This is a genomic window from Klebsiella sp. HMSC16A12 (assembly GCF_001808265.1).
GTDB classification, from domain to species: domain Bacteria; phylum Pseudomonadota; class Gammaproteobacteria; order Enterobacterales; family Enterobacteriaceae; genus Klebsiella; species Klebsiella pneumoniae.
Map to the genome: position 1 here is coordinate 14327 of NZ_KV792536.1, position 24565 is coordinate 38891.

Consider the following 24565-nt stretch of genomic DNA (forward strand, 5'->3'; position numbering starts at 1 on the left):
TGGCATAAAAACAGACAATCAGGGAGTTTCTCATGACCATTGAGTGGTGGTTCGCCTACCTGCTGACATCAATTATTCTCAGCCTGTCGCCGGGTTCCGGAGCGATTAATACCATGACCACCTCCATTAACCACGGATACCGCGGCGCGGCGGCGTCGATTGCCGGTTTGCAGACCGGGCTGGCCATTCATATCGTGCTGGTTGGCGTTGGTCTCGGCACTCTCTTCTCCCGCTCGGTGCTGGCCTTTGAGGTGCTAAAATGGGCCGGCGCCGCCTACCTGATCTGGCTGGGTATCCAGCAATGGCGGGCGGCAGGGGCGATCGACCTGAATACGCTGGCGAAGGCGCAGACGCGCGGCAAACTGTTTCAGCGCGCGGTGTTCGTAAATCTCACCAATCCCAAAAGCATTGTTTTTCTGGCCGCCCTGTTTCCGCAGTTTATCCTGCCGCACCAGCCGCAGGTGATGCAATATCTCGTTCTGGGCGTCACCACCATCGTCGTCGATATCATTGTGATGATTGGCTATGCGACCCTGGCGCAGCGCATTTCCGCATGGATCAAAGGGCCAAAGCAGATGAAGGCGTTGAACAAAGTCTTTGGTTCACTGTTTATGCTGGTCGGGGCGCTGCTCGCCTCCGCCCGCCATGCCTGAATCATGGAATCTCGCTCGTAAAGAGAGGTTCGCGAGGTGAACGACGCTTTCTCTCTGCGCGAGCCGGCGCGCAAAGTGGGTAATTAATTTTTTTGCCCGCTGTCGGCGCTGAACCCGCCGTGCCAGGATGCCGCCAGATACGTGATTCATGGATGAACGGCAATGGCGGAAACGGCGACCCCTCATGATGCGGTATTTAAAACTTTTCTCTCACGGGTAGAGACGGCGCGCGATTTTATCGAGCTCCACCTGCCTCCGTCGTTAACACAGATCTGCAAACTGGACACCCTGCGTCTGGAATCCGGCAGCTTTCTCGAAGACGATCTCAGGCCTTACTACAGCGATATCCTATATTCGCTGGAAACCACCCGCGGTGCGGGCTATGTCCATGTTCTGATCGAGCACCAGAGCGCACCCGATAAGCTGATGGCCTTTCGCTTAATGCGCTATGCCATCGCCGCCATGCAGCGGCACCTGGAGAGCGGCCATAAAACGCTGCCTCTGGTTATCCCTATTCTCTTCTATCAGGGACGACGCAGCCCCTATCCCTGGTCGATGCGCTGGCTGGATAATTTTGCCGATCCTGAGACCGCCAGCCAGCTGTATAGCGGGGCGTTTCCGCTGGTCGATATCACGGTGATCCCCGACGACGACATCATGCAGCACCGCAGCATGGCAGCCCTGACGCTGGTGCAAAAGCACATCCGCCAGCGCGATATGGCGCAATTGCTGGATAAGTTGACCCACCTCTTAATGCTGGAGCAGATGAGCGGACAACAAATCACCGTATTGGTAAACTATATGGCTCAGGCAGGGGATGCCGAAGATACTCGGACACTCTTGTACGGGCTGGCACAGCGCGTGCCGCAGCATGGAGGATTACTGATGACGCTGGCGGAAACATGGCTTGCAGAAGGTATGGAGAAAGGCGTACAGCAGGGCATAAAAGAAGGTAAACACCAGGCTCTGGTGCAGGTTGCCGAAGCGATGCGCAGTCGCGGTATTGATGACCAGGCGATTATGGAAATGACCGGTCTGTCTGAAGACGAGCTGCAGCGGCTTCGCCACTGATACTTTCCCACCCGGAAACAACCGGGTAGGAAACAGCATGCCGGTTAACGCGAGATAATCAGGTGGATGCCGAAGCCCGCAAACAGCGTACCGGCGATACCGTCGATCCACTTCGCCATCCGCTGATAGCCGCGGCGCATCCCCGGCAGGGCGAACAGGCTGGCAACCACCATAAACCAGGCCAGCGTCTCAACGATAATCAGCAGGAAAATGCCCCAGCGCGCGCCGGCGCCGACGCTGTCACCCACGAACAGCGAAAACACCGAGCCGAAGTAGATAATCGCTTTCGGATTCGCCAGATTGGTCAGCAATCCCTTCACGAAGCTGCGTCCGCTGCGGGCCAGCTCTACCTGCGGCTCCGCCGAGGCCACCTTCTCTTTTTTCAGCGCGCCACGCAGCATCTGGTAGCCCATCCAGCATAGATACAGGCCCCCGCCGACCATTATAATGTTATGCAGCCACGCCATCCGGGCGAGGATCAGGTTCAGGCCGAGCAGCGCCACTCCCGCCCAGACCATGACGCCGCAGGTGATCCCCAGCACACCCATCATCGCCTCTCTGCGCGAGCGGCTGATGGCCGTTTGTGAGACAAAGAAAAAGTCCGGCCCCGGGCTCATCAGCGCAATGATATGCACCAGCGCCACGGTGAGGAAAAGCATCAGCATAGTTAACTCGCAGGAAAATAATGAAGAGAGAAACTATTCTGGCACTTTTTCAGCCAGCTGACTACTCATCGTCGCCATCAACATGCGCCCGGATCAGCGCCATAAACGGCTTCCCGAAACGCTCGAGCTTGCGTGTCCCCACGCCGTTGACGCTGAGCATTTCGCCGGCGGTCAGCGGCGATTGTTCGGCCATCTCGATAAGCGTCGCGTCGTTGAAGACCACATATGGCGGGATGTTCTCTTCGTCGGCGATCGCTTTACGTAATTTGCGCAGCTTGGCGAACAGTTTACGGTCGTAATTGCCGCCAAAGGATTTCTGCATCGCCTTTGGCTTCAGCGCCACGATACGCGGCACGGCGAGCTGCAGCGGCACTTCGCCACGCAGCACCGGTCGCGCGGCTTCGGTCAGCTGCAGCGCGGAGTGCTGGGCGATATTCTGCGTCACCAGCCCAAGGTGGATCAGCTGGCGGATCACGCTCACCCAGTGCTCGTGACTTTGCTCCCGGCCGATACCGTAAACCGGCAGCTTATCGTGGCCCATCTCTCGGATGCGCTGGTTGTTGGCCCCGCGCAGGACCTCCACCACGTAACCCATCCCGAAACGTTGATTGACCCGGTAAATCGTTGAAAGCGCCTTGCGCGCATCCATTAAGCCATCGTACTGCTTTGGCGGGTCAAGACAGATATCGCAGTTGCCGCACGGCTCCTGACGCCCTTCGCCAAAATAGTTCAGCAGCACCAGACGGCGACAGGTCTGCGCTTCGGCAAACGCCCCCATCGCATTCAGCTTATGCCGTTCGATATCCTGTAGCGGCCCGGCGGGTTTTTCTTCCAGACAGCGGCGCAGCCACGCCATATCCGCCGGATCGTAAAACAGCATCGCTTCCGCCGGCAGACCATCACGCCCGGCGCGGCCGGTCTCCTGATAGTAGGATTCAATATTGCGCGGAATATCAAAATGCACCACAAAGCGGACGTTCGGCTTGTTAATGCCCATCCCGAAGGCCACCGTCGCCACCACGATCTGCAGATCGTCGCGCTGGAATTTCTCCTGCACCTCGGCGCGCACGTCGTTTTCCAGACCGGCATGGTAAGCCGCCGCGCTAATACCGCGGCTTTGCAGCCTGGCGGCGGTGTCTTCCACTTTCGAACGGCTGTTGCAGTAGATAATGCCCGATTTGCCGCGCTGATCCTGAACGTAGCGCATCAGCTGGTCGAGCGGCTTGAATTTCTCCATCAGCATATAGCGGATGTTTGGCCGGTCGAAGCTGCTGACCTGAATCAGCGGATCGTTAAGCCCCAGCAGGCGGACGATATCGCGGCGGGTGGTATCATCGGCGGTGGCGGTCAACGCCATAAACGGGATCTGCGGCATCCGCTGACGCAGCTGGCCCAGCGCGGCATATTCCGGACGGAAGTCATGGCCCCACTGCGAGATACAGTGCGCCTCGTCTACCGCCAGCATCGCCAGGTTCCAGTTCGCCAGATGCTCAAGAAAGTTATCCAGCATCAGCCGTTCCGGCGCGATATACAGCAGACGAACCTGCCCGCTGCGGCAGCCGGCCATCACCTCCTGCTGCTGCTCGCGGCTTTGCGTCGAGTTCAGACAAGCCGCCGCCACGCCGTTGGCCAGCAGCTGATCGACCTGGTCCTTCATCAGCGAGATCAGCGGTGAGACCACGACCGTCAGACCGCCCATGACCAGCGCCGGCACCTGATAGCACAGCGACTTGCCGCCACCGGTCGGCATGACCACCAGGCAGTCCCGGCCTTCGAGCGCCGTCTCGATAATCGTTTCCTGGCCAGGACGGAACTGCTGGTAGCCGAAGGTCTCTTGTAAAACCTGCTTAGCCAGCGATTCCTGATTTAATACTTCCGCCTGTGCCACGTTGACCCCATTTGCCTGAAAAGAAAACAGGCGCTATTTTCAGCGCCTGCGAGCCAGAGTGCAACGATTAAAACAGATCGTTGAGCATTAGCCCGACGCCGACGCGCGTTTGGTTAAAGTTATAGTCGATAAGCGACTCGCCATAGCCGCTGTAGATCTGCGTATAGGCGCGAACATGTTTGGTAATGGGATAGCTCACGCCAAGTTCCGCCCCGCCGTAGCCGGTGTTCCAGTTGTATTGCCCCTGCGCGCTGAGGATCGCCTCTCCCAGCTGGTAGCCCACCTTCAGCCGGTAATAGCCCATATATTTGGTGATATCCGGGTTATCATCGGTGTTGCCCACCACATACCAGGGCTTCACTTCCACCAGCCAGTTACCGTTTTGCGCCATCAGGCGGGCATAAAGCCGATTCCAGCTGCGCGAGGTGGGGTCGGAACGCCCATTCGAGTCGTGGTTATACCCCATCTCGATATCGCGCAGCGTCCAGCCGGCAAACTGGTAGTCGGTCGCAAAGCCCAAAAACAGCTGGGGTTCATAATTGGTTTCGCGAAACGGCGCCGACTCTTTGCTGTTAGAGAGCTGCCACCAGGATTTCTGGGTATAGGACGCGCCCAGCAGCGAATTATCGCCCAGGATACCGCGCCACAGCGGGAACGCCAGGCTTAGCTGAAACTTCACTTCATCTTTACGGGCATTTTCGGCCCAGTCATAGCTGCGGATCGCCTCTTTATTGAGGTCGCTGGTCCACGTATAGAGCAGATAGTTGCTCTCATAAGGGTAGAGCAGGAAAGGATTATCATGGTCCTGGAGCAGGTTGGCGATAATGCTGCCGCGCACTGCCGGTTTGTCGTGTACCGACGCGTCCTGCGCCATAACACCGGCCGGTAGCGCGCACAGCGCCACCAGGCAGGCCAAAGAGATACGCATGCTGGTCTCCTGAAAAATAGTTTTTATTTTTGTTTAACCTGAAGCCATTCTACCTGTTTATTAATCACCTGCCCCCTAATCCGCTCCGAAAGTGGAAATCAATATTTTAGAAGCATAAAATCAACATTTTATTAACGAATGGAACCGGTGTTATGTCTGAACTTACTGCCGAAGCAGCCCTGAAACTGGTAGGGGAGATTTTCGTCTATCACATGCCGTTTAACCGCGCCCTCGGTCTCGAACTGGAACGCTACGAAAAAGCGTTTGCCCAGCTTAGCTTTAATAATCAGCCGATGATGGTCGGCAACTGGGCGCAAAGCATTCTGCATGGCGGGGTGATCGCCTCCGCGCTGGACGTTGCCGCTGGCCTGGTCTGCGTCGGCAGTACCCTTACCCGCCATGACACCATCAACGAAGAAGAGTTGCGCCAGCGGCTTTCCCGTATGGGAACCATCGACCTGCGCGTGGACTACCTGCGTCCGGGCCGCGGCGAACGTTTTACCGCCACCAGCACCCTGCTGCGCGCCGGCAATAAAGTGGCGGTTGCCCGCGTGGAACTGCATAACGAAGCTCAGGTCTATATTGCCAGCGCAACGGCCACCTATATGGTGGGTTGATTGGCCAAAATCGAGTAACATCACTCTCTTTGGCAATGGATTTTACCGATGGATGCGAAACAGACGCGGTTGGGGATCATTCTGGCCCTCGCCGCCTACTTTATCTGGGGTATCGCGCCAGCGTACTTCAAACTTATCTACTATGTTCCCGCCGATGAAATTCTGACCCATCGCGTGATCTGGTCTTTCTTCTTCATGGTGGCGCTCATCAGCGTCAGCCGCCAGTGGCCACAGGTGAAAAAGCTGCTGAAAACGCCGCGCAAGATCTTCCTGCTGGCGCTCTCGGCAGTGCTGGTCGGCGGTAACTGGCTGTTGTTCATCTGGGCGGTGAATAACCACCATATGCTGGAAGCCAGCCTCGGCTACTTTATCAACCCGCTGGTGAATATTTTGTTGGGGATGATTTTCCTCGGCGAACGCTTTCGTCGTCTGCAGTGGCTGGCGGTGATCCTCGCCTTTTGCGGCGTGCTGGTCCAGCTGTGGACCTTTGGTTCGCTGCCGATAATCGGTCTTGGGCTGGCTTTCAGTTTTGCCTTTTACGGCCTGGTGCGAAAGAAAATTGCTGTCGATGCGCAAACCGGCATGCTGGTGGAAACGCTGTGGCTGCTGCCGGTGGCGGCAATCTGGTTGTTCGGCATCACCGACAGCCCGACCAGCCATATGGGCGAGAACCCCTGGTCGCTCAATCTGCTGCTGATGGCCGCGGGCGTGGTGACCACCATCCCTTTGCTGTGCTTTACCGGGGCGGCAACGCGTCTGCGGCTCTCCACGCTGGGCTTTTTCCAGTACATCGGCCCAACGCTGATGTTCCTGCTGGCGGTGACGTTCTACGGCGAAGTGCCGGGCAAGGATAAAATGGTGACCTTTGGCTTTATCTGGGTCGCGCTGGCGGTGTTTATCGTCGATGCGCTGTATACCCAGCGCCGGTTGCGCAGAGGCTAAGCCTGCATCAGCCAGTAAAGAAGGGAGCCGACGCTCCCTTTTTTTACAACCAGTTTTTGCGCTTGAAGTAGAGATATGGCGCCAGGCCGGCCAGCATCATAAACACGATGGCTCCCGGATAACCAAAGCTCCAGTGTAGTTCGGGCATAAATTCAAAGTTCATCCCGTAACTGGAGGCCACCAGAGTTGGCGGCAGGAATACCACCGAGACCACCGAGAAGATCTTGATGATGCGGTTCTGCTCGATATTGATAAAACCCATCGCCGCCTGCATCAGGAAGTTCACCTTCTGGAACAGCGATTCGTTGTGCGGCAGCAGAGATTCGATATCGCGCAGGATCTCCCGCGCCTGCTCCAGCTGGCCCGCCGGCAGGCGCGCCTTGCGCACGAGGAAGTTCAGCGCGCGCTGGGTATCCATCAGACAGAGTCGCACCTTCCAGCCGATATCTTCCAGTTCCGCCAGCGTCGACAGCGCTTCGTCGTACTCGTCGCCCTGATGGCCTTCCATAATGACGCGGCTCAGCTTTTCCAGGTCGCTGTAGATGTTTTCAATTTCATCCGCCAGCTGCTCGATTTTGGTCTCGAACAGGTCGAGCAGCAGTTCGTAGGCGTTGCCGTCGACCAGCGTCTGGTTACGCACGCGCATACGGTAGAGGCGGAAAGCGGGTAGTTCGCGCTCGCGCAGCGTGAACAGGCGGCCTTCGCGGATGGTAAACGCCACGGTAGAGTTGCCGGCGTGATCGTCGGCATCTTCAAAAAAGAAGAACGAGTGGATGTGTAACCCGTCTTCATCTTCAAAGAAACGCGCGGAGGCTTCGATATCTTCCAGTTCCGGGCGCGTCGCCAGGTTTTGACCCAGTTCCGTCTGCACGCGGCTTCGCTCATCGTCGTCAGGCTCGACCAGATCGACCCACACCGAGCTGGCGAGGTGTTTGATCTCATCGGCTTCCAGGCGCGTTAAACGATTGTTTTCCAGTTGAAATGCGCTCAGCATGACCGGGACTCCCAATGCAAAAAAATTATCGGACAGTTCGGTGGGCACACAGAAACAAATTGGGTTTCAGACCATTAAGCCTGACTCAGCGCGACGGGAATGGGGCAGGTCGCTGACAACCGCTAAGGCTATCAGCATAAGAGGATAGCCTTAGGAGTTGTTCCTGAATGACAGGAAGTTGAGCCAGCATCTACTGGGTGTGTCCAAGGCGAATGTCCTCTTAGCGTAATCGTGCGCGCATGTTACGCCAGCGCAAAATCGGCGTCAACACGCAACGGAACGCGAAAGCGCAAATCAGGCGCCTTAACGTATAAAGGTAGCAGAATATTACAAAATAATGATATTTTTCTTAAAGTTACACTGCCTCCAGCCGGGCGTAAGCCGCCACCAGCCATTTGATTCCCTGGCCCTGAAAAGCCACCTGCAGTCGGCTGTGCTCGCCGCTGCCTTCGAGGTTGACAATAGTGCCTTCGCCAAACTTCGGATGCCGTACGCGCTGGCCTAACTTGTAGCCGGTATCGCTCTCGGCAATCGGCGCGCCCAGTCGCTGATGGTTTACCGGGCGGCTCACCGTGGCTCGCAGACGCACTTCTTCTACGCACTCCTGCGGCAGCTCGCCGATAAAGCGCGACGGGCGGTGATAAACCTCTTTCCCGTACAGACGGCGGGTTTCCGCATAGGTCAGCGTCAGCTTCTGCATGGCGCGCGTTACGCCGACGTAGGCCAGGCGACGCTCCTCCTCCAGGCGGCCGCCTTCATCTAGGGCCATCTGGCTCGGGAACATCCCTTCTTCGACGCCGACGATGAACACCTGCGGGAACTCCAGCCCTTTCGCCGAGTGCAGGGTCATCAGCTGAACCGCGTCCTGCCAGGTGTCCGCCTGCCCCTCGCCCGCTTCCAGCGCGGCGTGGGAGAGAAACGCCTGCAGCGGCATCAGATCTTCATCTTCTTCGTTGTAGCTGAACTGGCGCGTCGCCGTCACCAGCTCCTCTAAGTTTTCAATACGGGTCTGGCCCTTCTCGCCTTTCTCCTGCTCGTACATCGCGCGCAGGCCGGAGTCTTTAATCACCCGATCGGTCTGAACGTGCAGCGGCATATCGGTGGTCTCCTGCGCCAGCGCGTCAATCAGCTCCATAAAGCGCTGCAGGGCGCTGGCGGCGCGACCGGCCAGCGCTTTTTCTTTCAATAGCTCGCGACTGGCCTGCCATAGCGTCAGCTGGCGATCGCGCGACGTCTGGCGCACCACGTCCAGCGTGCGGTCGCCAATGCCGCGGGTCGGCGTATTGACTACGCGCTCAAAGGCCGCGTCGTCGTTGCGGTTGGCGATAAGGCGCAGGTAAGAGAGCGCGTCTTTGATTTCCTGACGCTCGAAGAAGCGCATGCCGCCGTAGATACGGTACGGCATGCTGGCCTGCAGGAGGGCCTCTTCCAGCACGCGCGACTGGGCGTTACTGCGATAGAGAATGGCGCATTGCTCCAGCGCGCCGCCGTTCTCCTGCCAGGTTTTAATTCGGTTCACCACAAAGCGCGCTTCGTCGAGATCGTTGAAGGCGCAGTACAGCGAAATCGGCTCGCCGTCGGCGCCGTCGGTCCACAGCTTTTTGCCCAGGCGCCCGTTGTTGTTTTCAATCAGGGCGTTGGCAGCGCTAAGAATATTGCTGGTTGAACGATAGTTCTGCTCCAGGCGAATAGTTTCCGCGCCGGGGAAGTCGTTAAGGAAGCGCTGAATGTTCTCGACCTGCGCGCCGCGCCAGCCATAGATAGACTGATCGTCATCGCCGACGATCATTACCTTGCCGGTATCGCCCGCCAGCAGGCGGATCCAGGCGTACTGAATGTTGTTGGTATCCTGGAATTCATCGACGAGGATATTGGTGAAGCGCTCGCGGTAGTGCTGCAGGATATGCGGTTTGTTCAGCCACAGCTCGTGGGCGCGCAGCAGCAGCTCGGCGAAGTCCACCAGCCCGGCGCGGTCGCAGGCTTCCTGATAGGCCTGATAGACCTTCTGCCAGGTCTGCTCGACCGGATTGCCGTAGCTCTGAATATGATGCGGGCGCAGCCCTTCATCTTTCTGGCTGTTGATGTACCACATCGCCTGGCGCGGCGGCCACTGTTTCTCATCGAGGTTCATCGCCTTAATCAGACGCTTCAGCAGACGCAGCTGGTCTTCGCTGTCGAGGATTTGAAAGTCCTGCGGCAGGTTGGCATCCAGATGGTGCGCGCGCAGCAAACGGTGCGCCAGGCCGTGGAAGGTGCCCACCCACATGCCGCCCTGGGTGGTGCCCATCAGCTGGCCGATACGGTGACGCATCTCCGCCGCCGCTTTGTTGGTAAAGGTCACCGCCATAATGGAATACGGGGAACAGTTCTCCACGCTCAGCAGCCAGGCGATACGGTGCACCAGAACGCGCGTCTTACCACTGCCCGCCCCTGCCAGAACCAGCATATTGGTGCGCGAGGCCGCTACGGCTTCACGCTGTTTGTCATTAAGGCTGTCGAGCAGGTAAGAAACGTCCATTGGCACCGCCGGAAGAGAAGGGGTTCCACGAACCCCTGTTAATATATACAGAGTGACTGGTGATTATATCAGCGAGGTCAGAGATGCCAACCGTGAAATTTCAATATGCGGCAGCAGGCGGCTGTCCGCGATGTGCATCAGGTCCGCGCCTTGCGGTTTGATCCAGCAGGCCTGCATCCCACAGCGAATAGCGCCGGCCACGTCGGTGGTCAGATCATCGCCGACGTGCAGAATCTGCCCGAGCGGCACATTCAGACGCTCCGCCGCAAGGTGGTACATGTCGGCAAACGGCTTGGAGCGGCCATCCGGCCCGGCGCGCAGCACGAAGCGGAAATAGTCGCTCAGACCGAACAGTTCCGGGCGGGCGTTGCCATTGGTAATCGCCACCAGCGGCCACTTCTTCGCCAGCTTCGCCAACGTATCGTGCGTTTCCTGCGGGACATCGACGCGGCTGCGCCAGTGGGCGAAGTGTTCCATCGCCGCATCGGCCCCCGCTTTCGCCGCTTCGGCAGAGAGCCCGGCATTACGCATACCTAACTCCAGCGCACGGTGGCGCCAGACGGTCACGTCATGATAAATCTCAGGTTCAGCAGCCAGCAGCGTCTGACGCAGCTGATTAAGCTCATGGGCGTCGAACTGGCTGAGCGAAGGATGGTAGCTGCGCACAAAGGCTAGCGACTCGTGCATCGTCCGGTCAATCACCGGGCGGTTATCGTAAAGGGTATCGTCCAGGTCAAACGTCAGCGCGGAAATCTGGCCCAGAGGTCGGTAAAAACGCATTATTTCCCCCGTTTAGCGCGCGGATGCGCGGCATCGTACACCGAGGCAAGGTGTTGAAAATCAAGATGGGTATAGATTTGGGTGGTGGAGAGGTTAGCATGCCCCAGCAGCTCCTGCACGCCGCGCAGATCGCCGCTCGACTCCAGCATATGGGTGGCAAAGGAGTGGCGCAGCTTGTGCGGGTGCACATGGCTGTTCAGCCCCTGCTTAATGCCCCACTCGGCGAATCGCTTCTGTACGTTGCGCGCCGAAATACGTTTGCCCAGCTTCGACAAAAACAGCGCGTCGTCGTCGGTACCGAACAGGCCGCGCAAATCCAGCCAGTGCTCAATCCATGCCACCGCGTTGCGACCGATCGGTAAACGGCGCTCTTTGCTGCCTTTGCCCATCACCCAGACCTCACCGCTTTCGAGATCGAGGTGTTTGATATCCAGGTTGACCAGTTCGGACAAACGCAATCCCGCGCCGTACATCACCTCCAGCATCGCCCGATCGCGCACCGCCAGCGGATCGTTGAGATCGATATCCAGCAGTCGATTGACGTCATCGACGTCAATATTTTTTGGCAGGTGGCGGGGAATTTTCGGCGCGGCAATCCCCTTCGCCGGATTGGCGCTGAGCTCGCCCTGGCCGACCAGCCAGTCGAAGAAACTGCGCAGCGCCGACAGGCGAAGCGCCAGGCTTGCCGGGCCTAACCCCGCGCGGCGACTACGCACCGCAAAGCTTCGCACCTGAGCGGCATCGCACTGCGACCAGCTTTTCAGGCCCGCCTCATCCGCCAGGGCGATCAGCGCGTCCAGCTGTCGCTGGTAATTCAGTAACGTGATCGGGCTGAGCTGGCGTTCAACGCCAAGATGGCGAAGAAAGCGGGCGACGGCGGAGAAGAGAGGAGAATCGGTCATGCGCGTTCAATCCAGCGCTCCAGCAGGCCGGGCAGCATCTGGGCAATCTCCTGCAACAGCTGCGTCCCCTGCCCTGGCTGATAATGCTGCGCATCGCGGCTGCTGAAGAGCATCACCCCCGGGGCATTTTCGCCCCCCAGCAGCGATATCGCCACAGACCCAATGGCCTTCGCCTCCGGCAGCACCACCAGCAGCTCCGGGCCGTTCAGCGGCCCAAGATAGTGGCGCGCCTGGCCCAGACGTTGAATACGGATCGGCTCAAACGCCTGCCGGTTTAATGCCAGATGGGTAAACTTCGAGGGCGCGCCGAGGCGCCAGCAGTCAGGAAACAGGCGCACCGTGGCGCCCGCCAGCCCCAGCTCGCGTGCCCAGCGGTGAAGGCGGTTGAGCATATCGTCGAGGCTCTCCGCCGCCGCCAGCCGCGTTTGCAGCTGCAGCAGGCGCTGGAACAGGCTTTCATTAGCGACCGCCTGCTCCATCAGCAGCGACATATTCTCTTCCAGCACATGAATATGGTTACGCGCCCGCATCATGTGCCACTCCACCAGCGAAATCGTACCGCGTACCGGATGCGGGACGCGGAGATGTTCGACCTGGGCGGCATTACGAATAAAAAATTCAGGATGTTGCAACAGATAGTCCACCACTGCGCGATCGTTCAACGCGCTGGCAACCTCCTGCTGTTCTTCCCCGATTGGTTTCATAAATGAATAAATCCATCATAGACATGGGCCGCCGGGCCGGTCATAAACAGCGGCTGGCCCGGGCCTTTCCAGGCGATATCAAGACGACCGCCGGGTAATTCCACGCGTACCGTTTCCGCCAGCAGCCCCTGCTGGATCCCCACCGCCACCGCGGCGCAAGCGCCGCTGCCGCAGGCCTGGGTTTCCCCCGCGCCGCGTTCGTAGACGCGCAGACGGATATGAGACCGACCGACCACCTGCATAAAGCCGATATTGGCGCGCTCCGGAAAACGCTCATGGCTTTCCATCACCGGGCCGAGAGTTTCCACCGCTGCCGTATCCACATCATCAACCTGGATGACGCAGTGCGGATTTCCCATGGACACCACGCCGCACAATACTGTCTGCTCGGCGGCACGCATGATATAGGTCTTTTCCGCTTTGTTGGCGCGGAACGGCACCTGGGACGGCTCGAAGTTGGGCTCGCCCATGTTCACCCGCACCAGATCGTCTTCCGTTACGCTTAATACCATACGCCCGTTGGCCGTACTCACGCGGATATCACGTTTATTGGTCAGGCCTTTCAGCCGGACGAAGCGGGCAAAACAGCGCGCGCCGTTGCCGCACTGCGACACTTCGCTGCCGTCGGCGTTAAAGATCCGGTAGTGGAAATCCAGATCCGGATCGTAGGGCGGTTCGACGACCAATAGCTGATCGAACCCGACGCCAAGGTGGCGATCCGCCAGGCGGCGAATCAGCTCCGGCGAGAAAAAAACATTCTGCGTTACCGCGTCAACGACCATAAAATCGTTGCCAAGGCCATGCATTTTAGAGAACTGCATCATCTACTCCAGTTGCGCGGAACAGAACGTTATCGTTAGTAATTGACCTGGCTCGGACCACCGGTATCGCCACGATCGTTACGATCCGGCGTTGCGCTCTGAATGCCAGGGTTAACCGGTTTGGTCGGCGGCGGCGCGGTTTTGTCCGCCGGTGGGAAATAGAGAGGCCCTTTCAGACCGCAGCCGGTCAGGCTGAAGATCGCAAACAAAACGGCAAGCGTAGGAAAAACGTTTTTCATTGATAGTTGCCCGTGATTCATTCTTTCTGCTTTCTATCATCGCAGGAGAAGACGTAAAAGCAAGCCTTTAGCATCCGACTGCGCGCGCTTTTGTTTCGCGCTATACTGCGACCCATCTTCAAAAATCAAAAAAGCAGAATCAAATTATGAACGACAGTGAATTCCATCGCCTGGCCGATAGCCTGTGGATGACCATCGAAGAACGTCTGGACGACTGGGACGGCGATAGCGACATCGACTGCGAAATCAACGGCGGCGTGCTGACCATCAGCTTTGAAAACGGCAGCAAAATCATTATTAACCGTCAGGAGCCGCTGCACCAGGTGTGGCTGGCCACCAAACAGGGCGGCTATCACTTCGATCTCAAAGGCGACGAGTGGATCTGCGATCGCAGCGGCGAAACCTTCTGGGATCTGCTGGAGCAGGCGGCGAGCCAGCAGGCCGGTGAGACGGTGAAATTCCGTTAATGACGTGTTTCCCGGATAGCGGCGCATCGCGCCTTATCCGGGCCAAATCTACGAGTAGCGCTGCTGCAGCACCGGCGAGGCGGTAACGTCCTGGCTGGTGGGTATCGCGGCGGCAATCGCCTGGGTGCGGAAAGGGATCACCTGGGTGCGCCCGTCTACCTCGACAATCTGATAGAACTGCGGCAGGTTGAAGTTGATGAAGCTGGAGCCGTAGGTGAAACGATCGTGCGATGACGAATAGAAGCGGCTGACGTCGCGCACCAGCTCCTCTTTACTGCCCTCGCAGTGATGATAGACCTCGGCGCGGTTGCTCTCATCAAGAATATAGATGTTAAAGCCGCTGTCGTTATTATCCGCGTCTTCAAAGAAGAACTGAATAATCCCTTCGCTGGCGAAGCCATCCACCACCGCCGGCAGCTTAACGTGATTGGTTTCCACCTGCACCGATAGCCCGTGCAGCTTGTTGTGCGAGATAGCGCCGTAGAACTCAATGGCGTTTTCCAGCTTCTGCACCGAAACGTTAAGCCGCTCGAAGAACAGCCCCCACGTCTGGCCGGAGACGCGCAGCGCTTTGAAGCGCCCGGTATCCTGCCGGGTACTGGAGAGACGCAGTTCGATACATTCGGAGATCATCTGCTGTACGCGGGTGCGGATCAGGCCGCGCAGGTGCTGGCTATAGCAGAACACCTCCACGCTGTCCGGCGGCGCGGCGTCCTGGTGCATTTTGCCGAGGATCGTTTTCAGCGCCTCGATCATCGCCTGCTCGCCGTTAAAGTGCAGCGTACGCACTTCGTTCCACGAGTTGCGATACAGCAGGTCGACGCTGCCGATCAGGCATTTTTGCTCTTCGCCGAAGCTGAAAACATCCAGCTTACGGAAATCGAAGTGCACCACCTGGTTGCGGAAGGCCGCGGTTGGGTCATATTCGAGGTTGACGATAATCGCCAGGTGGCGGATTTCGCACGGGCTGTACAGCGCCTTTGGCGTCGGCGCCGGCAGGCGCAGCGGGAAGTGGTGCGACACGTCGGCCACCATCTCCTGCAGCTTCGCCAGATCGACGATGCCGTTGCCCTTAATAAACAGGCGGGTGCGTGAGGTCAGCAGGCCGTTAAACCAGGCCCAGGCCACCAGCTTATTAAGATAACGGTTATATTCCAGCGGCTGATGGCTGATGATCGATTCCATGTCCGGCGCGCGGTTGTACAGATACCAACCGGTACGGTTGGCGCGGCCCGGCGGCACGTGGATAAAGGTCAGGTTCGGTTCCGACAGATCCGGCGAAATTTGCGGGTTTACCAGCGTCACTTTCCCCGGCAGCGCTTCAAAGGCCGCATACAGCTTACGGGTCAGCACGCCAATATCCTGCGGGCTGGCGGAGACGCTAAGGTTATTGCGCCGCGCGAAGCGGATCAGATTACGATAGCTCTGCATCATGGCGTCGAGCAGTTCGTTGTGCGCCTTGCGCACTTCATCGATTTTCCAGTTGGCGCGGTTGTCGAGCATCATCAGACGCTTTTCGTCCCAGCCCCAGGCATTCACCAACTGGCTGACAACTTCGCGACGCCAGCCGACGCAGGCGCGTTCGCGGCTGAGTTTTTCACAAACTTTCAGGTAGAAGCAGCGGCGCACCAGATCGAGGCGGGTTTCATCTTCGATGGCCTGCAGATAGGTGGTCACGCGCTCCAGCATCATGCAGTACGGGTCGAGGCCGAAGGAGACAATCTCCCCGTCGTGCAAACGCTGTTTGATATCTTTCGCTAACAGGCGGTTATTGGGGTATTCCCAGGAGTAGGCTTCCAGCAGCAGCGTTTTCAGCACCGCTTTATAGGGGGAGTCGATACTTTTATACAGCTGCCACAGGCTGGCGCCGAAGTACTCTTCCGCCGACAGCGAACTGAGGCCGCCGAGATCGAGCCATTCGTTAGGCGTCAGCACGCCCTGGGCATACAGCCCCATCACGTAATCATCGTAATGCTCTTCTTCATCGCACGGCACCATATTCCACAGAATACGCTTGCCGGCGAGGCGCACCGCGGTGCGGTAGAACTCATCAAGCAACAGGATATGCTGGGTCGAACCGCAGTCTTCGCCGCCGAGGCTACCGCTTTCGTTATGACGGAAACGGTTTTCGTCGATCAGGAAGAAGCTGACTTCCACGCCGAGCGAGGCAGCCCAGCTCTCAAGCAGGCTGCATTTTCGCTGCAGCAGCTGACGCTCTTCGCTATCCAGCCAGGCCTGGTGACATACCCAGATATCAAGATCGGAAGAGCAGCTCTGGCCGACGGAGGAAGTACTGCCCATCGAGTAGACGCCGGTGATCGGCAGCTCGCCTTTCGGCGGCTCCTGAGTCTGCATACCGCGATGCAGTTCCAGTTCTTCAAGATAGTGGCGTTGGGTTTCATCAGGCGTGTAGAGGCAAATGCCACGGGGAACGTTACCGTCAAGGTAACCCGGCATCAGCGGGTGATGATAATGTAATAACGTTGGCAGTAGACTGTAAACCTGCTGGAAAGCGGGTCCCATGGCAGCAAGCGCGCGATCCACGCGCAATTGGTTGATGGCATCCAGTCTCTGTTTCAGTGTCTCAATATAGAGGTACAAGACATATCGCCTGATGTTCAAAAACCCGAGGTACAATAGTACGGAGGATTTCAGTATTTCAACAAAAACCGTCACCATTCGTCGTCGGTGTGGTTGTGATGAGCAGCGGACTGACAAATGGTTTAAAACGTGATCAATTTAACACCTTGCTCATTGACCGTAAAGAAAGATGCGCTACATACAAGTGTAGCACCGTTTATTACCTGTAAATTCCTCACTACGCCTCCGGCAACCGCCACGCGCATGAAAGGTTAAAAAAGAGTGGGCCGGAGCCACCTCCCACATAAACCGTGAAAACTAACATCCGTAAGACAACAATGTTAGGATGGATAGTGGTCGATAATGACGGTAACAAGCATGTTAGACAAAGTATTGAAAATTGCCACACGGCAAAGCCCGCTTGCGCTATGGCAGGCGCAGTATGTTAAAGCGCGCCTGGAACAAGCGCATCCCGGACTGAAGGTCGAGCTGGTGCCGATGGTCACGCGCGGGGATGTCATCCTTGATACTCCGCTGGCAAAGGTGGGGGGCAAAGGCTTATTTGTGAAAGAGTTAGAGCTCGCCATGCTCGAAGGGCGCGCCGATATCGCCGTCCATTCGATGAAAGATGTGCCGGTGGAATTCCCGGAGGGCCTGGGGCTGGTGACTATCTGCGAGCGCGACGATCCGCGCGACGCGTTTGTCTCCAATCGCTATGCCTCGATTGACGAACTGCCGGCCGGCAGCGTCGTTGGCACGTCAAGTTTACGCCGTCAGTGCCAGCTGGCCGCCACCCGTCCGGATCTGGCGATCCGCTCTCTGCGCGGTAACGTCGGTACCCGGCTGAGTAAGCTGGATAACGGCGAGTACGACGCCATCATCCTCGCCGCCGCCGGCCTGAAGCGTCTGCAGCTGGAAGCGCGTATTCGCCAGCCGCTGTCGCCTGAGCAATCTCTGCCGGCGGTCGGCCAGGGCGCGGTCGGTATCGAATGCCGTCTTGATGATGCATGGACCCGGGGGCTGTTAGCGCCTCTCAACCATACGGAAACGGCGGTGCGCGTGCGCGCCGAGCGGGCGATGAACACCCGCCTCGAAGGCGGCTGCCAGGTGCCGATCGGCAGCTATGCGGAACTGAAGGACGGGGAACTGTGGCTGCGGGCGCTGGTTGGCGCTCCGGATGGTTCACAGCTGGTGCGCGGCGAACGACGCGGGCCAGCGGAACAAGCGGAAGCCCTCGGCATCTCGCTGGCGGAAGAGCTTCTGGATAATGGCGCCCGCGAGATTCTCGCGGCGGTTTATGATGGAGAAGCCCCGCGATGAGCATCCTGGTCACTCGTCCACTACCGCAAGGAGGAGCGCTGGTCAGCCGTCTGCGGGCCATGGGACGCGTGGCCTGGAGCTTTCCGCTGATAGAATTTACGCCCGGCAGGGAGCTTCCCGCGCTGGGCGATGCGCTTGCCCGACTGGGACCCGACGATCTGCTATTTGCGCTATCCCAGCATGCGGTGGAATTCGCCCATGCCCGTCTGCAGCAGCAGGGCCTGCTCTGGCCCACTTCTCCGCGCTATTTTGCCATTGGCCGCACGACGGCGCTGGCCCTGCATACGGTCAGTGGGCAGCATATCCATTACCCGTTAGATCGGGAAATTAGCGAAGTCTTGCTACAATTACCTGAATTACAAAACATTGCCGGGAAAAATGCGCTGATCCTACGCGGCAATGGCGGGCGGGAACTCTTAGGCGCGACGCTGACCGAGCGCGGCGCCAGGGTCACATTTTGTGAATGTTATCAACGTAGTGCAAAACATTACGATGGCGCAGAAGAAGCGATGCGCTGGCAATCTCGCGGAGTCACCACGCTGGTGGTCACCAGCGGCGAGATGCTGCAGCAGCTATGGTCGTTAATACCGCAATGGTATCGCGAACAGTGGCTCCTGCACTGCCGCGTTGTCGTTGTCAGCGAACGTCTGGCCCTTCAGGCCCGGGAACTGGGCTGGCAGGAGATTCAGGTTGCCGATAGCGCCGACAACGATGCGCTGCTACGCGCATTACAATAACTCTCAACATTGGAAGCCATAATGACGGAACAACAAAATCAATCCGCCGTGGTTGAAGAGACCAGGGAGGCCGTGGAGACCACACCACAGCCAGAGAACACTGAGAAGAAGAAGGCAGGCAATAAAACCAGCCTGGCGCTCAGCGCGATCGCTATCGCCATTGCGATAGCCGCCGGCATCGGCCTGTATGGCCTGAACAAACAACAGGCCACGCGGCAAAACGCAACTACCTCTGAATTAGCAAGCCAGGTCGCGGCGCTGCAAAAAGCGCAGGAAAATCAAAAAAGTGAACTGGAAGGTGTTATCAAACAGCAGGCCGACCAGCTAAACGAAGCCAAACACCAGCAGGAGACGCTGGCCAAACAGTTGGATGAGCTGCAGCAAAAAGTGGCGGTGATTTCCGGTAGCGATGCCAAAACCTGGCTGCTGGCCCAGGCCGACTTCCTCGTCAAGCTGGCGGGACGTAAGCTGTGGAGCGATCAGGATGTCACCACCGCCGCCGCGCTGCTGAAAAGCGCTGACGCCAGCCTCGCCGACATGAACGACCCAAGCCTCATCGGCGCCCGCCGGGCGATCACCGACGACATCGCCACCCTCTCCGCGGTAAGCCAGGTGGACTATGACGGCATGATCCTCAAGGTTAATCAGCTGGCGAACCAAATCGATAACCTGCGGCTGGCAGATAATAACGATGACGATTCGCCGATGGACGCTGATAGCGATGAGCTTTCCAGTTCTATCAGCGAATGGCGCGTCAACCTGCAGAAAAGCTGGCAGAACTTTATGGACAGCTTTATCACCGTGCGCCGCCGCGATGAAACGGCGGTCCCGCTGCTGGCGCCGAATCAGGATATCTATCTGCGGGAAAATATTCGCTCTCGCCTGCTGGTCGCCGCGCAGGCAGTTCCGCGCCATCAGGAAGAGACCTGGAAACAGTCGCTGGATAACGTCTCGACCTGGGTACGCGCCTATTATGATACCGATGACGCCACCACCAAAGCCTTCCTCGACGAGGTGGATAAGCTCAGTCAGCAAAGCATTACCATGACGGTGCCGGAAACGCTGCAGAGCCAGGCGTTGCTGGAAAAACTGATGCAGACCCGAGTGCGCAACCTGATGGCGCAGCCTGCCGTTACCGCGGGCGGCGCGCCTTCGCCCGCACCTGCTGCGCCGGCCGCCCCCGCTGCGCCGCAAGGAGAGTAACGCATGCTGAAAATTCTTTTACTCTTCGCACTGTTGATCGCCGGGATCGTGCTCGGCCCGATGATCGCCGGGCACCAGGGCTACGTCCTGATCCAGACCGATAATTACAATATCGAGACCAGCGTGACCGGGCTGGTGATCATCCTGATCCTCGCCATGGTGGTGCTGTTCGCCATTGAATGGCTGCTGCGCCGCATTTTCCGCACCGGGGCGCATACGCGCGGCTGGTTTGTCGGCCGTAAACGCCGTCGCGCGCGTAAGCAAACCGAGCAGGCGCTGCTTAAGCTGGCGGAAGGTGATTACCAGCAGGTTGAGAAGCTGATGGCGAAAAATGCCGATCACGCCGAACAGCCGGTGGTGAACTATCTGCTGGCGGCGGAAGCGGCCCAGCAGCGCGGCGATGAAGCGCGGGCCAACCAGCATCTGGAGCGCGCCACCGAGCTGGCGGGCGATGACCTGATCCCGGTGGAAATCACTCGCGTTCGCCTGCAGCTGGCGCGTAATGAAAATCACGCTGCGCGCCATGGCATCGATAAGCTGCTGGAAATTACCCCGCGTCATCCGGAAGTGCTGCGCCTCGCCGAACAGGCATACACCCGCACCGGCGCCTGGCAGTCGCTGCTGGACATCATTCCGTCGATGGCGAAAGCTAACGTCGGCGATGAAGCGCACCGCGCGGCGCTGGAACAGCTGGCCTGGGTTGGCCTGATGGATAAAGCGCTGGCCGATGGCGGCAGCGAAGGACTACGCGAATGGTGGCGCAACCAGAGCCGTAAAACGCGGGCGCTGGTGCCGCTGCAGGTGGCGATGGCCGAGCGCCTCATCGAGAGCGACGATCACGATACCGCGCAGCAAATTATCATTGATGGTCTGAAGAAACAGTATGATGACCGTCTGGTGATGCCGATCCCGCGTCTGAAGACCAATAACCCGGAACAGCTGGAGAAAGTGCTGCGCCAGCAGATCAAAGCCGTTGGCGACCGTCCGCTGCTGTGGAGCACCCTGGGCCAGTCGCTGATGCGGCACGGCGAATGGCAGGAGGCCAGCATCGCCTTCCGCGCCGCGCTTAAGCAGCGTCCGGATGCCTTTGATTACGCCTGGCTGGCGGATGCCCTGGACCGCCTGCATCAGCCGGAAGAAGCCGCCGCTATGCGCCGCGATGGACTGCTGCTGACGCTGCAGAATAATCCTCAGCCATAACCTGGCATGGCTATCGCCTCCTGCGGGGCGATAGCCCTTCTCCCCCGCCTTCGCATTGACGGATCCCTGAAAGAAAAAAACGCCTGCGCTGAAATCAGGGCAGGCGTTAAAACAGGTCTGTTTGACAACAAATTGGGTGCTTCACTCAACGTAATGTCCATGGTGTTTGATGAGGCATAAATGCGACATCTGTCAGTGGACGATAAGCACCGTAAGAACGGCTCTGCATCATTCCGGAGTTTATGAGGCACGAAGGCGAACATAAGAGATGGAATGAGCATCTACCCGGTTATTATCGCACAGGATCCGGGGAAATTGCATCTACCACAGTGATGAATTGAGAGTTTTCCTGACGCGTATTCTTAAGCAAAGAGAAGATTTTTTATCAGCAAGATCAGAGAAATAAGAGATGGCGGACGGCAGCAGAAAACAAAAAACCCCGCCGAAGCGGGGTTCAAAATTGGTCGGCGAGAGAGGATTCGAACCTCCGACCCACTGGTCCCAAACCAGTTGCGCTACCAAGCTGCGCTACTCGCCGAAATACTGCTTTTTGAATTTTTAGTTCAATTCGTTAAAGTCGTGGTGCGAGGGGGGGGACTTGAACCCCCACGTCCGTAAGGACACTAACACCTGAAGCTAGCGCGTCTACCAATTCCGCCACCTTCGCAAATTCACAACTCTATCAAATAATGGGGTGGCTAATGGGATTCGAACCCACGACAACTGGAATCACAATCCAGGGCTCTACCAACTGAGCTATAGCCACCACTGCAAACCTTTTACGCGGTATTAAAACCACCGCAGCTCCAGCACCGGGTTAATGGTGCGCCCGACAGGATTCGAACCTGAGACCTCTGCCTCCGGAGGGCAGCGCTCTATCCAGCTGAGCTACGGGCGCTTAGCGCCGTTGCGGGGTCGGATAATACGGACTTCCTACCCCGCTGTCTAGTGCCTTTTTAAAGAAAATTATCGTTTGCTCATGCTTTGTTCGTTTTGACGGTTATTCAGCCGTATTATTGACTTGCCCCTGTCTTCCGAGGCCAAACACCTTATAAATCAGGGTGACGGCGGCCAGAAAAATAATGCCGACGAAGAGCGACATGCGGGTTTCATCATTCAGTCCCATCCCGACCAGCACGCAGATCAGGAAGGCCATCGTGAAATAGTTGGCCCACGGAAACAGCAGCGAACGGAACGGATGGCTGGCAATCGCCGCCTGATGCACGCGACGGAAACGCAGCTGACTAATCAGGATCACAAACCAGGGCACCATCCCCGGCAGGACGCTGGCGCTATAGACATAGACGAACACTCGCTGCGGATTAGGAATAATGTAATTCAGGCAGGAGCCCACCAGCAGGATCAGAATCGACAGCGCCACACCGACGGACGGAACGCCGTTGCGCGATACCTTACCGATCGCCGCCGGCAGCTGACGGTTCTTCGCCAGGGCGTACAGCATACGTCCGCAGCTGTACATTCCGCTGTTGCAGCCGGAAAGCGCTGCCGTCAGCACCACGAAGTTGATAATTCCCGCCGCCGCGGTAATACCGATTTTGGCAAACGTCAGTACGAACGGGCTGCCGTTGGAGCCGATTTGATCCCACGGGAAGATAGTGACGATAACAAAAATCGCGCCGACGTAGAAAATCAGGATCCGCCACAGCACTTTGCCCACCGCGCTGCGCAGCGTCACCTGCGGGTTTTTCGCTTCACCTGCGGTAATGCCGATGAGCTCCACCCCCTGATAGGACGCGACCACGATACACAGCGCCGTCAGGAAGCCCTTCCAGCCGCCAGCAAAGAAACCACCATGTTCGGTGAGATTACCAAAACCGATGGAGTGGCCGCCGTTGCCAAAGCCGAAGAAAATGACGCCCAGACCCACGACGATCATCACGATAATGGTGGTCACTTTTATCATGGCGAACCAGAACTCGATTTCACCGTATAGCCGGACCGCCGCAAGGTTCGCCAGCGCCACCAGCCCCACGGCAATTAACGCCGGGATCCACTGCGCCATCTCCGGGAACCAGAACTGCACATAGACCCCGATGGCGGTAATCTCCGAGATCCCCACCGCCATCCACATAAACCAGTAGGACCACGCGGTCAGATAGCCGAAGAAGGGGCTCATATAGCGATGCGCATACACCGCGAAGGAGCCAGTGACAGGCTCAAGGAACAGCATTTCGCCCATTGAGCGCATAATGAAAAAAACGAACAGGCCAGCGATAATATACGCCAGCAGCACGGAAGGCCCAGCCCATTTCAAGGTACTGGCCGCCCCCATAAACAACCCCACGCCAATCGTCCCGCCAAGGGCGATCAGTTCAATATGCCGGGCCTCCAGTCCACGCTGGAGCTCCGCTTTTTTCTCAGTCATATATCCTCTTGTGTTTGCCGTATTCCGGGTACTCCCGGTTATTGTTATTAACTGAAACCATAGCCTTGCCGACGCGCAGGTCTCCCCGGCGCGTATGAAGCCTGCGAATGGTTAATTAATTTTGCGGAAATGGCAAATAAAGTATCAGGCGAGTGAAGAGATTACACAGAATATGTATGCAAACTCGCCTGGTTGCAGTGGAATATCAGAGCTTACCGGAATAATGCCAACGTAAATAGCGCAGTAGGCGGAACTGTCTCTTGATGCGGCTCGGCTGCAAAAGCAGGCGATAGAACCACTCCAGCCCCAGATCCTGCCAGAACTTCGGCGCCCGATGGACGTGCCCGGTAAAAACATCGTAAGTGCCGCCGACGCCCATATACAGCGCGTGCGGATACAGGCGCCGGCAGTCGCGCATGAAGATCTCCTGGCGCGGCGACCCCATCGCGACGGTGACGATTTTCGCCCCGCTGTCGCGAATGCGTTCGAACAATGCCTGGCGTTGCTCAGGGGTGAAATAACCGTCCTGGCTGCCGACGATGTTCACCTGCCAGCGCTGACGCAGCCTGGATTCTGTCTGCGCCAGGACCTCAGGTTTACCACCAACCAAAAACACCGGTGTCCCTTCAGCGCCAGCGCGCTGCATTAACGCTTCCCAGAGATCGGCCCCGGCGACGCGGGATACCTGGGCCTGCGGGTATTTTTTGCGCAGCGAACGCACCACGCTGATGCCATCGGCATATTTAAACTCCGCCGCCTCAATCAGCGCCCGTACCTCCGGGTTATCTTCTACGGCCAGCATTTTCTCAGCATTAATGGCCACCAGCGTCCCCTCGCGGAGCGCGCCGTCGGCAAACAAATAATCCAGAGCGTGCGGCATATCGCGCCAGCCTATGAGCTGCAGCCCTCTTAACAGGTACAACGGCGCGGAAATGGTCCCAGTCATGTCC

General features: G+C 58.0%; 23 protein-coding genes and 4 tRNA genes. 9 read left to right on the plus strand and 18 right to left on the minus strand.

Annotated features, from left to right (window positions below; translation table 11 throughout):
• Positions 1-32 precede the first annotated feature (32 nt).
• Both rhtB and HMPREF3140_RS02535 read left to right on the plus strand, forming a co-directional pair.
• Entirely contained in the window at positions 33-653 is a 621-nt protein-coding gene (rhtB, locus tag HMPREF3140_RS02530; RefSeq protein ID WP_002883411.1) for a homoserine/homoserine lactone efflux protein, read from the plus strand.
• 162 nt (positions 654-815) lie between these two features.
• Complete coding sequence (locus tag HMPREF3140_RS02535) at positions 816-1724, plus strand: Rpn family recombination-promoting nuclease/putative transposase (RefSeq protein ID WP_004895074.1); 909 nt, start codon at positions 816-818, stop codon at positions 1722-1724.
• Between the two features lie 44 nt (positions 1725-1768).
• Here HMPREF3140_RS02535 and rhtC read toward each other — a convergent pair whose 3' ends face one another.
• The 3 genes from rhtC to pldA all read right to left on the minus strand — a co-directional run bounded on the left by rhtC (position 1769) and on the right by pldA (position 5205).
• Positions 1769-2389: a threonine export protein RhtC gene (gene rhtC, locus HMPREF3140_RS02540; protein WP_004152056.1), complete on the minus strand. Its 621-nt coding sequence runs from the start codon at positions 2387-2389 to the stop codon at positions 1769-1771.
• Between the two features lie 61 nt (positions 2390-2450).
• Entirely contained in the window at positions 2451-4277 is a 1827-nt protein-coding gene (gene recQ / locus HMPREF3140_RS02545; protein WP_004152055.1) for an ATP-dependent DNA helicase RecQ, read from the minus strand.
• Between the two features lie 67 nt (positions 4278-4344).
• Complete coding sequence (gene pldA / locus HMPREF3140_RS02550; protein WP_002883408.1) at positions 4345-5205, minus strand: phospholipase A; 861 nt, start codon at positions 5203-5205, stop codon at positions 4345-4347.
• A 152-nt stretch (positions 5206-5357) separates the two neighbouring features.
• Here pldA and yigI point away from each other — a divergent pair, with 152 nt between their 5' ends.
• Both yigI and rarD read left to right on the plus strand, forming a co-directional pair.
• Complete coding sequence (gene yigI / locus HMPREF3140_RS02555) at positions 5358-5822, plus strand: acyl-CoA thioesterase YigI (RefSeq protein ID WP_002883404.1); 465 nt, start codon at positions 5358-5360, stop codon at positions 5820-5822.
• A gap of 48 nt (positions 5823-5870) precedes the next feature.
• Positions 5871-6764 carry an EamA family transporter RarD gene (rarD, locus tag HMPREF3140_RS02560; RefSeq protein ID WP_002883402.1) on the plus strand — a complete coding sequence of 298 codons (894 nt, stop codon included), beginning with the start codon at positions 5871-5873 and terminating at the stop codon, positions 6762-6764.
• 43 nt (positions 6765-6807) lie between these two features.
• Here the strand turns inward: rarD and corA are convergent, their stop codons facing one another.
• The 8 genes from corA to lptM form a co-directional block, all read right to left on the minus strand.
• Positions 6808-7758, minus strand: a complete 951-nt coding sequence (gene corA, locus HMPREF3140_RS02565; protein ID WP_002883400.1) for a magnesium/cobalt transporter CorA — start codon at positions 7756-7758, stop codon at positions 6808-6810.
• Positions 7759-7908: 150 nt separating this feature from the next.
• Positions 7909-7965, minus strand: coding sequence for a YsgD/CorL family protein (gene ysgD, locus HMPREF3140_RS29600; protein WP_349815745.1), 57 nt, complete (start codon positions 7963-7965; stop codon positions 7909-7911).
• A gap of 148 nt (positions 7966-8113) precedes the next feature.
• Complete coding sequence (gene uvrD / locus HMPREF3140_RS02575) at positions 8114-10276, minus strand: DNA helicase II (protein WP_002883398.1); 2163 nt, start codon at positions 10274-10276, stop codon at positions 8114-8116.
• Positions 10277-10339: 63 nt separating this feature from the next.
• Positions 10340-11056 (minus strand): 5-amino-6-(5-phospho-D-ribitylamino)uracil phosphatase YigB, encoded by a 717-nt coding sequence (gene yigB / locus HMPREF3140_RS02580; RefSeq protein ID WP_032412700.1) that lies wholly within the window; start codon positions 11054-11056, stop codon positions 10340-10342.
• Positions 11056-11958: a tyrosine recombinase XerC gene (xerC, locus tag HMPREF3140_RS02585; RefSeq protein ID WP_002883396.1), complete on the minus strand. Its 903-nt coding sequence runs from the start codon at positions 11956-11958 to the stop codon at positions 11056-11058. The genes yigB and xerC overlap by 1 nt, the downstream gene beginning before the upstream one ends.
• Positions 11955-12662 (minus strand): DUF484 domain-containing protein, encoded by a 708-nt coding sequence (locus HMPREF3140_RS02590; protein ID WP_032412697.1) that lies wholly within the window; start codon positions 12660-12662, stop codon positions 11955-11957. The genes xerC and HMPREF3140_RS02590 overlap by 4 nt, the downstream gene beginning before the upstream one ends.
• Entirely contained in the window at positions 12659-13483 is an 825-nt protein-coding gene (gene dapF, locus HMPREF3140_RS02595; RefSeq protein ID WP_002883394.1) for a diaminopimelate epimerase, read from the minus strand. Before dapF ends, HMPREF3140_RS02590 begins: the two co-directional genes overlap by 4 nt.
• Before the next feature lie 35 nt (positions 13484-13518).
• Positions 13519-13722, minus strand: a complete 204-nt coding sequence (gene lptM, locus HMPREF3140_RS02600; protein WP_002883392.1) for an LPS translocon maturation chaperone LptM — start codon at positions 13720-13722, stop codon at positions 13519-13521.
• Positions 13723-13868: 146 nt separating this feature from the next.
• On the opposite strand from lptM, the gene cyaY reads away from it, so the two are divergent.
• A complete protein-coding gene (gene cyaY / locus HMPREF3140_RS02605) occupies positions 13869-14189 on the plus strand; it encodes an iron donor protein CyaY (protein WP_002883389.1) in 321 nt (106 codons plus the stop codon).
• 48 nt (positions 14190-14237) lie between these two features.
• Here cyaY and cyaA read toward each other — a convergent pair whose 3' ends face one another.
• Positions 14238-16790 (minus strand): class I adenylate cyclase, encoded by a 2553-nt coding sequence (cyaA, locus tag HMPREF3140_RS02610; RefSeq protein WP_002883383.1) that lies wholly within the window; start codon positions 16788-16790, stop codon positions 14238-14240.
• A 357-nt stretch (positions 16791-17147) separates the two neighbouring features.
• On the opposite strand from cyaA, the gene hemC reads away from it, so the two are divergent.
• Genes hemC through hemY form a run of 4 tightly spaced genes read left to right on the plus strand, consistent with a single transcriptional unit; the run spans position 17148 to position 21229 of the window.
• Positions 17148-18089, plus strand: a complete 942-nt coding sequence (gene hemC / locus HMPREF3140_RS02620; protein ID WP_002883381.1) for a hydroxymethylbilane synthase — start codon at positions 17148-17150, stop codon at positions 18087-18089.
• Entirely contained in the window at positions 18086-18826 is a 741-nt protein-coding gene (gene hemD / locus HMPREF3140_RS02625) for a uroporphyrinogen-III synthase (RefSeq protein WP_032412694.1), read from the plus strand. Before hemC ends, hemD begins: the two co-directional genes overlap by 4 nt.
• Before the next feature lie 21 nt (positions 18827-18847).
• Positions 18848-20029 (plus strand): uroporphyrinogen-III C-methyltransferase, encoded by a 1182-nt coding sequence (gene hemX, locus HMPREF3140_RS02630; RefSeq protein WP_004150429.1) that lies wholly within the window; start codon positions 18848-18850, stop codon positions 20027-20029.
• A 3-nt stretch (positions 20030-20032) separates the two neighbouring features.
• Entirely contained in the window at positions 20033-21229 is a 1197-nt protein-coding gene (hemY, locus tag HMPREF3140_RS02635) for a protoheme IX biogenesis protein HemY (protein ID WP_004150428.1), read from the plus strand.
• Between the two features lie 461 nt (positions 21230-21690).
• Here the strand turns inward: hemY and HMPREF3140_RS02645 are convergent.
• The 6 genes from HMPREF3140_RS02645 to wecG all read right to left on the minus strand — a co-directional run bounded on the left by HMPREF3140_RS02645 (position 21691) and on the right by wecG (position 24561).
• Positions 21691-21767: transfer RNA gene (locus tag HMPREF3140_RS02645), tRNA-Pro, on the minus strand.
• A 42-nt stretch (positions 21768-21809) separates the two neighbouring features.
• Positions 21810-21896: transfer RNA gene (locus HMPREF3140_RS02650), tRNA-Leu, on the minus strand.
• Positions 21897-21919: 23 nt separating this feature from the next.
• A tRNA-His gene (locus tag HMPREF3140_RS02655) sits at positions 21920-21995 on the minus strand.
• Positions 21996-22050: 55 nt separating this feature from the next.
• Positions 22051-22127: transfer RNA gene (locus HMPREF3140_RS02660), tRNA-Arg, on the minus strand.
• Positions 22128-22229: 102 nt separating this feature from the next.
• Positions 22230-23615: a bifunctional threonine/serine APC transporter ThrP gene (gene thrP / locus HMPREF3140_RS02665; RefSeq protein ID WP_002883322.1), complete on the minus strand. Its 1386-nt coding sequence runs from the start codon at positions 23613-23615 to the stop codon at positions 22230-22232.
• Between the two features lie 205 nt (positions 23616-23820).
• Positions 23821-24561, minus strand: a complete 741-nt coding sequence (gene wecG / locus HMPREF3140_RS02670) for a lipopolysaccharide N-acetylmannosaminouronosyltransferase (RefSeq protein WP_004177935.1) — start codon at positions 24559-24561, stop codon at positions 23821-23823.
• Positions 24562-24565 lie beyond the last annotated feature (4 nt).